This window comes from Mesorhizobium sp. WSM4849, assembly GCF_055811385.1.
Window position 1 is genome coordinate 1 of sequence record NZ_JBVVPW010000068.1, and the last position, 10,750, is coordinate 10,750.

Here is a 10,750-nt window from a genome sequence, read left to right on the forward strand (position 1 = left end):
CGTCTTAATTGTTTATTCCGGCGCCATGCACTCGGTGGCGGCGACGAGTGGTCATGCTATCGAAAGGTGGGGGCGGCCGATCTTCTACCTGACTAATTCTTCATGCGCATCACGTGTTCGTCAAATATTGATTGTCGCCGCCGACCATCTGGAAGCCAGATGACTGTGTGTGGTCGCTGGACGGAGAGCTGGGTGTCGGGGTCTTCCCCTGCGACGAGGCGCGGTAGAGCATCTGAATGCGAAATGGTTCGAATCCATGACATGCGCAGCACTCGCAGAAACTGCGGTCCTACCTGTGAGCTTTTAATAGGTTATCCATTCGGTCCCGACCGGGAAAGCTGAGCTGTCAAGGGTTCAGCGATTCTCGGAGAACCAAATGCACATCCATAAGAATGCCCACCTGACGTTGCTGTCGAGAGGAGATGGTCCGCGGTGTCGCGAGACGGGGAAAATCCCGCAAAAACCGGTAGCTGACGCCACCCTGTCCCAGCGTAGCGCCAGCCCCGGCCTCTCAGCCCAGTGCAACTCCGACTACTGCCATCACAATCCAAAGACCTACAATCGGCGAGAGCAACCAGCGCGCTTCATGAAGACTTTTATGTATTAGATCCTCTCAAGGGGTGCTTGAATGGGACCCTTGGGGTTCAGCAACGGGCGAACCAACCGCTTGTTCCGCCTCAAAACAAAAATGCCTGCGCGTCCCGCCGCGTGGGGCCGCCCGCTCACCGTCCCCGCGCCAGGAGGCCTACGTGCGGGGTATCTCGACGCGCTCGGTCGGCGATGGGCGCGAGCGGCGTCTCCAAGAGCCAGGTGAGCCGGCTCTGCGAGGAGATTGACGGCAAGGTGAAGGCCTTCCTTGAGCGGCCGATCGAGGGTGACTTGCCATATTTGTGGATCGATGCGACCTACCTGAAGGTGCGCCGCGGCGGCCGCATCTTGTCGGTCGCCGTCATCATTGCCGTCGGCGTCAACAGTGACGGCCGGCGCGAGGTTCTGGGCATGGAGATCGGCACCTCGGAGGCCGAACCTATCTGGACTGGGTACGCAACTTAACCATCAACACGATTCGGGAAAGGTGCCCCGACGCATCGCTTACCCTCGAGGCGCACTCTTTTGCATGAGCAAGATATCCTCCTGACCCGCAAGCGTTTCGGCGCCGTCCCTGTCCGACAATGTCGGATACGCAACTTAGCTGAGCCAAATCTATCCCTTTGCCTCGAAACGGTTTCTCATTTGGCATGGCGCATGCGTGCTCATCGGCAAATCACGTCATGGACTCGACAGTTACCCAAGGCAAGGAGCAACAATATGTGCGGCATCTGTGGATGGATTGATTTCGATCGTGACCTAGGAAGTCCCGACGCGCGAAGGGAGCTTGCCAACATGACGTCCACCATGGCCCATCGTGGTCCGGACGACGAGGGGATTTGGATCGACGGGCCTGCGGCGCTGGGACACCGCCGCTTGGCGATCATCGACATCCAAGGCGGTCGCCAACCGATGACGCACCAGGAGGACGGCCGACTGACGTTGGTGCTCGTCTACACGGGCGAGACTTACAACTACCGCGAGCTGCGTCAACGGCTTGCCGCCCTGGGCCATCGGTTTGACACGAGCAGTGACACCGAGGTGGTGCTGCGCGCCCACCACGAATGGGGCCACCGCGACCCCCGCAGTGCCGTGAGCGAACTCAACGGGATGTTTGCCTACGCAGTCTGGGACACAGCCAAGCGCGAACTGCTTCTCATACGCGACCGGCTCGGCATCAAGCCGCTTTACTACTACCCCACCGAGCACGGAGTTTTATTCGGCTCCGAGCCAAAGGCGATCCTCGCCAATAGTCTCGCGGAACCGGTCATGGACGCCGACGGGCTTCGTCGCACCCTGTCCTTCATATCCGACCCGGGCAGTACCGTGTTCCGCGGCATGCGTGAGGTACGGCCCGGCCACATCGTCCGCGTGACCCGCGATGGCATCGAGGAGATGAGCTACTGGCATCTCAGCGACAGCGGGCACACCGATGACGTGCCTACCACCGTTCGGCGCGTCCGCGAGTTGCTCGAGGACACGATCCAGCGGCAGCTCATCGCCGACGTGCCGCTGTGCACACTATTGTCAGGCGGGCTTGATTCCTCGGCTATGACCGCACTGGCCGCGCGGTTCAGCGACGGACGGATCCGGTCCTTCGCCGTCGACTTCGTCGGCTATACGGATAACTTTATCCCCCGCCCCTGGTACCCCACACCCGACGGGCCGTACGTGCAAGAGGTCGCGAAATACGTGGGTACCGACCACACGGACATCACGTTGTCCGCGCACGAACTCATGGACCCAAACGTACGGGCCGCCACCGTCCACGCCCGCGACCTGCCGTTGACCTTCGGCGACATAGATAGCTCGCTCTACCTGCTGTTCGGGGCCATCAGGCAACACTCGACGGTGGCTCTGTCTGGGGAGGCGGCGGACGAGCTTTTCGGCGGCTACCTCTGCTTCCACGATCCCGCGGACGTTCAGCGCGACACGTTTCCCTGGATCGAAGACAGCGACGATATCGTACGGCGGTCCCTAGACCCCGGTCTGGTCCAAAAACTCGACCTCCCCGGCTACCTCGATGAGCAATACCGCAGGGCACTTGCGGAAGTGCCGACCCTGACCGGGCCGGCCTCGGCCGATCCGCACGAGCGTCGCATGCGCGAGGTCTGCTATCTCTTTCTCACGCGTTTCCTGCCGACGGTGCTCGACCGCAAGGATCGGATGAGCATGGCGTGGGGTCTCGAGGTGCGGGTTCCCTACTGCGACCACCGCCTCGTTGAATACGTGTTCGGCACCCCATGGGCCCACAAGACTTTCGACGGGCGCGAGAAGAGCCTGCTGCGGGCCGCCACCGCGGACCTGCTCCCGCTGTCGGTGGTGCAGCGAGTGAAGAGCGCGTATCCGGCTATCCAGGATCCGACCTATGACAGAATGCTGCGCACGCGTTTCACTGCTCTGCTGAATGACCGCAATGCAGCAGTGGCGCCGCTGTTGTCCCTCGACCGGTCCCGCGCGTTGCTCGACGCGACCGACAACCTCAGGAGGCTAGAGTGTATCCTGGCCCTGCAAGATTTCCTGACGGATTACAACGTGAGTCTCACGATCTGAGACTACAGAGACGCAAAATGATAGCAAAGGGGCGTTGGTGCACGGATCGTTTATTGATGTGGGTTCAGGCAAGCGGCAACGGCAGTAGCGGAGCTGATGCCTTTCAAAACGCAGCCGCGGGCCAAACACAAGGCCCAGCGTCAAGGTGATCTGACGTCGGGGCCTTGGTTGCGCTCACCTATCGCTCGGCGGTGGACGACCCGATGCTGTTTGGAAAATCCAGTACGCTCGGAGCCTACTTCGGGCTTACGCCCAAAAAATGTAAGCCGGTGAGACCGATCGAGAGGTGGTGTCAGCAAGGTCGGCGACGCCATGGTGCGACCCGTGCGCGGCGACAATCAAGGTGAGTCTCACCTTGTTTGATTGACGCTGAGTCTCACCTTGATTGTCGCCGCGCAGTCGACCTACTTCTGCTACGGCACCCGAGCGCCGGCCTATGAAGCCGTTGACCGCTATGTCTACGACCGCGTGAGCAACTTCCTGCGCAAACGGCATAAGCTGCAAGGGCGCGGCACGAAACAGGTCTCGCGGACCAACATCTCCGAGAAACTGGGCGTGGTGCGTCTTCGTCGCCGGCAGCGCGTGTCGCCGCCGTGGGCCTTACGATGAAGCCAGTCGGAAAGCTGGGTGCGGGAGATCCCAGTTTGATGAGCAGCGACTGGAAACGGAGCGACGGTCCGGACTGAGGCACCGGCACGAGGCGAAAGCCGCCGGCCAACGGCAACTCCCGGAACCCACCGCCACCGCGCCAGTCGTTCACGCTACAGATCAAAGGCCGCAAGCGCCATGAGCTGGTCGACACCGATGGTCGGGCTCTCGTGCTTTACCGCATCCCCCCAGCATCCAGGATCGCGACGGCGCGGGTCCGGTCCTGAACTCCTCGCGGCGACCTTCCCCTTTGAGGCGTCCGGCGATTCTGGATATCAGGGACCGCGTGGGGCAGAGGCTACCTCGATCGCTGTCGAGATCGTTTTCGCTTTAACTCACGGAGATTGTTACCGCGCGGCTATGTTACCCGTGAGGTCGCATTCCGGCATGATGCCCTCGCGATGAGGGAGGGAACATGAAGACGAAGATGACGCATGCCATGCGCAAGGAACTCGCCAAATCATCTCGAAAAACTCGAGAGCCTGCCGTCACGACAGCGAGTTTCGTCGTCGGCGGCAAGAGCGGCGTCAGCGTGAGCCCGCGTCTCGGTAAGGTGAGCGCGCTCGTGTCAAATGTGATATCGAATTGTCGAATGGAGAAACTACATCGTTTTGTAAATTTATCATATTATAAATTTAGCATAACCTCCAATAAAATTTAACAAACATTGACTTCCTACATTCGCTTACCGCTGTTATGTTTGGCTGCCGGTAAATTTAGACCGAATTGGCAACTATCTAGTGCGCAAATATCGAATTGGAAGTCCTCATAAAGAAGTAACGTCCGCTTAGAAATATGAGTTTTCAGGCGGAATCTAGGTGGAGTGGTTTGAGAGATGAAACAAATTCCTGGTAGGTCCAAAGCACTGCTTAGTGTTGTAAAGAGTTCACTTGAGCCGTCGTATCGGCTAATTTGCTTCCCTCATGGGGGGGGTAGCGTCCAGTCGTTCCGTAATTGGCCAGACTATCTCCCTGACGACATTGAGCTTATTTGCTTGGATCTTCCTGGGCGCGGCAAACGATCAGCGGAGGCCGCCATTCGCAGCATGGACGTACTGGCACCCATGGTCATCGAGGCGCTCCAGGAATACAGTGATAGGCCTTTTGTTTTCTTCGGTCATAGCGCAGGTGCCCTCGTGGCCTACGAGATTGCCCGCTCCCTGGAGGAGGCCGGTCGGCTATCTCCCTTCCATGTTGTTGTGTCTGCTCACCCGTCAGCGGATCTGCCCCCGGAAGAGCCGCCGATGTATAGATACGCCGATGATAAGCTAACCGATGTGATTCGTACCCTTGGTATGGTCCCCAAGAAGGCGCTGGCAAACGAGAAACTGCTACTGGACTTCATTTTGCCGCCCCTGCGGGCCGACTTCGAACTTGCGGAGACTTACGACCGAAACCTGCCAACGCCTCTCAAGGCGGCAATCACCGCAATGGGCGGAGTTGAGGACGAAATCAATGCCAATGACCTAGACGGATGGCGTCGGCTTACGACGTCGCGCTTCGCCCGGATTATGTTTGATGGCGATCACTTTTTCACCCATTCCATGACGGAGGAGGTGGTGTCCAGCCTCCTGCGCGAGGTTAGCGAGGTGAAGGGACAACTTCCGGTTTCTATCCAACACGGCGAGGTCTTCCCTTATACTAATCTAACGCTGCATGAGCGATTCCGCAAACAAGCAGCTCTCACCCCCGACAGTCCTGCCATCGTTTCAGAGGCTACGACCATCACATATCGTGAACTCGACGACCTAAGCGACATTCTATCCAGGCACCTCCTTGGACATGGTCAGAGCCGAGGTTCCCGCGTGGGTATCCTGATGGATACTTCACCTGAATACGCCGTCGCTTTGTTCGGTATTCTAAAGACAGGGGCAGCCTACGTCGTGCTTGACAAAGCATTGCCTACCGCTGCGGTAAAGCGAATACTTGAGAAAGCATGTGTTGAAATGGTTGTCACCAGCAACCGTTTCGCAGCTAAGCTTCCGCCTGACTGGTCCGGTATTGCGCTGTCGCTCGACGAGGGTTGGGAAGCACAACTTGGCAAGGCCAGCCCGGCCAATCCGCAACCGGTGGATCTCGATGCGCCGGCCGTGATTTCATTTTCGTCTGGCACGACTGGTGAACCAAAAGGGATCGTCTGTCCTCATCGAAGCGCTGTATCCTCTTACCAGTGGCGCTATAGCGCGCTGCCATATGCGTCTGATGAGCGGGAAGCGGTCAATCTCTTCGGGGCCATCATGCGGCCGATCCTCGCCGGGATTCCAGCCTATCTGATCCCTGATGACGTTATCTACGATCCGCACCGGCTGGTCGACTACCTGGAACGAAATCGAATTTCCAGAATATTGCTAACCCCTTCACTGTTGGATGTGCTTCTCAGCAGCGGCTTCCTCGACGTCCCTCCCCGCCTTTCGGATCTCCGATTTATCTACCTATCAGGCGAGGTACTAACGGCAGCGTTGCTTGCGCGTGTGAGGGATGCGCTGCCGCACGTCAGAATCATCAATTACTACGGCGCAGCGGAGGCACATGATGTCGCGCATATCGACTTGAACGAGATCGATCCTGCGACAATACAAAAGTTCGCACCGGTGGGTCCGCCTCAGTACAATGTCAGTGTCTATATCCTCGGGGAGCAACGCGATCCCGTCCCACTGGGCTTCTTGGGCGAGGTCTTCGTCGGCGGCGATGTCTTGGCTCATGGATATCTCGGCAGCCCAGAGATGACACGCGAAAGATTCCTTCCCGACCCGTTCCGCGCTGAAGGCACGATGTTCCGCACGGGCGATCTTGGCCGCATGCTGCCCGGCGGCCAACTGGAGATTTTGGGGCGCTGCGCTTTCATGGTGAAGATCCGAGGTTATAGTGTCGTCCCCGGGTCTGTAGAAGCTGCCTTGCTTCGCTACTCCGGGGTCCGCTCCGCCGCCGTATTGCCTGAGCTCGACCCGACGACAGGCCAGCCGGACCGACTGGTCGCCTATGTAGTCCTGCACGATGGTTGCAAAGGCTGGGAGGCTCCTTTGCGAGCGCATTTGAAGTCCGAGTTACCGCATTATGCGATACCAGCGCATTTTGTGGCGGTAAGGGAATTGCCCATTGCGGCTAACGGGAAACTTGATCGGTCGCGCCTTCGCGGGATCGCGCAAGAGTCGTGCGCTCTGGTGACCGGTACCGACGAGGTCGAATCGGCACTTCGCGCAGCCTGGCGCGACCTTCTCCAGGCCGAAGCTGCCGATCTGGGCGACAGCTTTTTCGACTGCGGCGGACACTCCCTTCTGGCTGCCCGCCTCTGCACGCAGCTTCGTGAGAGTCTGAAGGTTCAGCTCCGGGTAGTGGAGGTCTTCCTCAATCCGACCTTTAACGAACTCGCGGCCCTTCTCCGCAAACGCATTGGCGAGCAGGGACGTCCCCAAATCGGCAAGCTCCCCAAAACACCGCCAGTCTTGCCGAGTAGACCGCATGTGAAGGCGTTGGACCGTCGAACCCGCCCCAGTATGGACATTGCGGTGATTGGTATGGCCGCGCGTTTTCCTGGCGCGGAGACGGTGGACGCGCTGTGGGAGAACCTCTGCCAGGGGGTATGCTCGATCACCTCGCTCTCCACGCAGGAGCTCAAGGCCCGGGGCATTCCGGAGGCTGTCCTGAAGCGCCCCGATTATGTGCGCGTGGGCGCTCATCTCAAAGATGTGGACCTTTTCGATCCGGATTTCTGGAACCTTTCGAGGCGTGAGGCAACGTTAATGGACCCGCAGCATCGCCTGTTTCTCGAATGCTGCTGGAAGGCACTTGAGTCGGCCGGATATGCGCCAACCCAGCATGAAGGCCGGACCGGAGTGTTCGCAGGTTCTTCTTCCTCACTCTATCTACTGCACCATTTGAAGGTCGGCCTCAGCGATCCCACCAACGCGCCACTCGCTTCCCTGACGGAGCTCGGCAACGCGAAGGACTACCTTGCCTCGCGCGTGTCCTACATGCTGAACCTTAACGGCCCAAGCATTGCGGTGCAAACCTCATGCTCAACTGGGTTAGTGGCGATCGCGGTCGCCGCTCAGTCGCTCGCGGCCGGCTATTGCGACATGGCGTTGGCAGGGGCCTCGAGTATCACCTTCCCTCAAGCGGGGTATCAGTTTGTCAAGGACTTCATTAATTCTTCGGACGGTGTGTGCCGGGCCTTTGATGCCGATGCCAGTGGCACGGTGCTCGGAGATGGGGTAGGGGTTGTCGTTCTCAAGCGCCTTGAACACGCGCTTGAGGCGAACGACCCGATCCACGCGGTGGTAAAAGGATGTGCCATTAACAACGATGGCCGCGCCAAATCGTCCTTCTCGGCGCCTAGCGCACGGGGCCAGGCCGAAGTTGTGCGCCAAGCACTTGCCTCCGCGGCACTTGGCCCTGAGGATGTGGAATATATCGAAACTCATGGGACCGGCACCAAGGTCGGCGACCCGATCGAGGTCCGCGCTCTGGCAGAGGTCTTCGCGGGGCAGGCGAAAACGGGCAACGCCTGTGCGCTCGGGTCAATTAAACCGAATATCGGCCATGCCAACATCGCCTCAGGGGTCGCGAGCTTTATCAAGACAGCTCTCACACTTCAGCACGGAGTAATCCCCGCGACAATCAAAATCAACCGGCTGAATGAAGATCTGGGTCTGGAAGACACGCCCTTCTTCATCAATGAGCAGCTTAGACCTTGGCCCCGTCCGCCGGGGCGCTCACGAACTGCCGGAGTCACTGGGCTCGGTATGGGAGGAACCAACTGCCATATCGTGCTGCAGGAATGGGACAGCGGCAATGCAAGGGCTTGGCCCGGATCGGTTGCACGGGGATCTCACGCCCTTTGCCTATCTGCAAAGACCCCGTCGGCGCTAAGCCGGGCCTGCCGGAATCTAGCTGCGTTCTTGCGGCGTAACCGCGACATCGATCTTGGTGACGTCGCTCATACACTACGCGTGGCGAGATGCCAGTTCGAGCATCGAACCGTCGTTGTGGCGCGCAACTTGGACACGGCCATCGCGAAGTTGGAAGAAGAGGTGGATCGTGCAGCTGATCGGACCCTTTCCTCGCCGTCGATTGGGTTCATGCTGCCCGGCTGCGGAGTGCAGCACCCGCGGATGTTCAAGGATCTGTTCGATCACGTGCCGGACTTCCGCGATGCTTTCCTGACTTGTGCGACCGCTTGTCGCCGGCTCCTGGATCGTGACCTGGAGACGGTCATGTTTGGGGAAGACGACGCATACCGGACGGCTTCCTTCGAAGAAATCAGTGTCATGATTTTCTCCGTGCAGTTCGCCATGGCGCGTTCGCTAGAACTGTTCGGAGTTCAGCCCGGTTATCTCATCGGACACAGCATGAGCGAATACGTTGCGGCGACCCTAGCGGGCATTCTAAAACTAGAAGATGCTGTTGGGCTGACGATCGCTCGGAGCCGTGCGATGGCGAATCTTGGTATCGATGGTGCTATGCTTGCGGCCGGATGCGGCCCGAGCGAGGCTGAGCGTATCCTCAAGGAGGACCCTTGGCGTGATCCGGCTGAAGCTGGCGAGATCGGCGTCGGTGTCGTGAACTCAAATACCGACGTCGTGTTCACCGGCAAGCGGGAACTTCTGGAAAGGCTTCAGGAAAGTCTCCAACAGAGACAGATCCCCAATAACCTCCTTAATACAGCTGGCGTCCCCAGCCATTCTTCGCTGATGAAACGAGCGACTGACATCATGGACTCGCAGGTCCGCTTACTCGAAAAGGGTCTGCCGAATGTCGCCATAGCTCTGAATTCAGGATCCTTGCATGGCGTGAAAGTACCCTTGCCGGAGAGCCACTGGAGTGGGCAAGCAACTGGGACTATCCGATTCGATCGCTGTATCCAGACCACGGTCGCGGCTGGTGTAACTGCGCTCGTTGACCTTGGCCCTTCGCGCAATCTGGCGCGTTTCGCACATGGGGCGATCAACCCGGAGGATCGCAAGAACCCAATTCCATCGATTGTCCCAGCCGCGCGCGACGAGAACGATGAAGGGTACACTGACCGCCATGTCCTTCTGGAATGCCTTGGGGCACTCTGGGCCGCAGGTGTTGCGGTGGATTGGAAACGGGCCAGTGATCAATTGGAACCGTTCGGTACTCGCCGCCGCATTCCCCTTCCAACGTACTCATTCGACGGTCACCGATGCTGGCCGGACGATCAGCCTGCGAGCCCGACGGTTCCGCGGCAGCCCGGGGAGCGAGAGCGGCAAAGGGGAGAAGTGTTAACGATGCCAGACGAGCAGCCAGAAGAAGAGAAAAAATCTCTGCCGGAAAAAGGAGCCGAAATAGGAAAAGTCAACATGTTGAGTAAAGATGATCCTAAGAGATTTTTTCTTGATGAAATCAAAACTATTATTGGATCCAACGAAATAGGCTTAGAAGATAACTTCTTTGATGTTGGGGGAGACAGCCTTATGGCCGCAGAGCTCCAAGCTAATTTGGATAAAAGCGACCGATGGAGGTCGCCGCAATTGGATGAGATAATTGAGGCGGCGACGTTCGGCGACTTGTATGACCGAATATGCAGACGTAACCACCCGTCGCAATAACGACACCTCAAACTTGCTAGACCTAAAATGTTCGCCGGTCCCAGGAGAACATTTGGTCTAGATCGCAGACGCAGCAGACACACGCAGCTCTGTTTCTGGCGGTCGGCGAGACTGGTAGCGGATCATCTTCCTGTACGCATGCGCCAGACTCGCACGCACACTTCCCAAAGGGAATTCCAAATCGGACTCTTCTGTTAGGCTGTAACCACCAGATTTCCGAACCTGCTATCGCACATGGCCATCTTGCACACAGGTGGTCGGCGGCGACAATCGATATTTGATGAAGGCGCATATACCATGCATAACTACATGACCTTGGAGGCCGGAATGACGTCGCAAACCGGAAGCTGCCTTGGAATTCTGGGCTTGGAACCTGGCTTGCCACCCGGCGTG

The 10,750-nt window shown here is 58.5% G+C and carries 3 protein-coding genes and 3 pseudogenes; all 6 read left to right on the forward strand.

The window, feature by feature from the left end:
• Positions 1-737: 737 nt before the first annotated feature.
• Positions 738-1,044: pseudogene (locus tag AC0L3L_RS35645) on the forward strand (transposase); the annotation flags it as partial.
• A gap of 264 nt (positions 1,045-1,308) precedes the next feature.
• Positions 1,309-3,141, forward strand: a complete 1,833-nt coding sequence (gene asnB, locus AC0L3L_RS35650; protein WP_473642004.1) for an asparagine synthase (glutamine-hydrolyzing) — start codon at positions 1,309-1,311, stop codon at positions 3,139-3,141.
• A gap of 155 nt (positions 3,142-3,296) precedes the next feature.
• Positions 3,297-3,462, forward strand: a pseudogene (locus tag AC0L3L_RS35655) (transposase); the annotation flags it as partial.
• 42 nt (positions 3,463-3,504) lie between these two features.
• On the forward strand, positions 3,505-3,750 hold the full coding sequence (locus AC0L3L_RS35660) for a hypothetical protein (protein ID WP_473642005.1): 246 nt from the start codon (positions 3,505-3,507) through the stop codon (positions 3,748-3,750).
• A 155-nt stretch (positions 3,751-3,905) separates the two neighbouring features.
• A pseudogene (locus tag AC0L3L_RS35665) lies at positions 3,906-4,113 on the forward strand (IS5/IS1182 family transposase); the annotation flags it as partial.
• A 511-nt stretch (positions 4,114-4,624) separates the two neighbouring features.
• Positions 4,625-10,357, forward strand: coding sequence for an alpha/beta fold hydrolase (locus AC0L3L_RS35670; protein WP_473642007.1), 5,733 nt, complete (start codon positions 4,625-4,627; stop codon positions 10,355-10,357).
• The last annotated feature ends 393 nt before the right edge of the window (positions 10,358-10,750 follow it).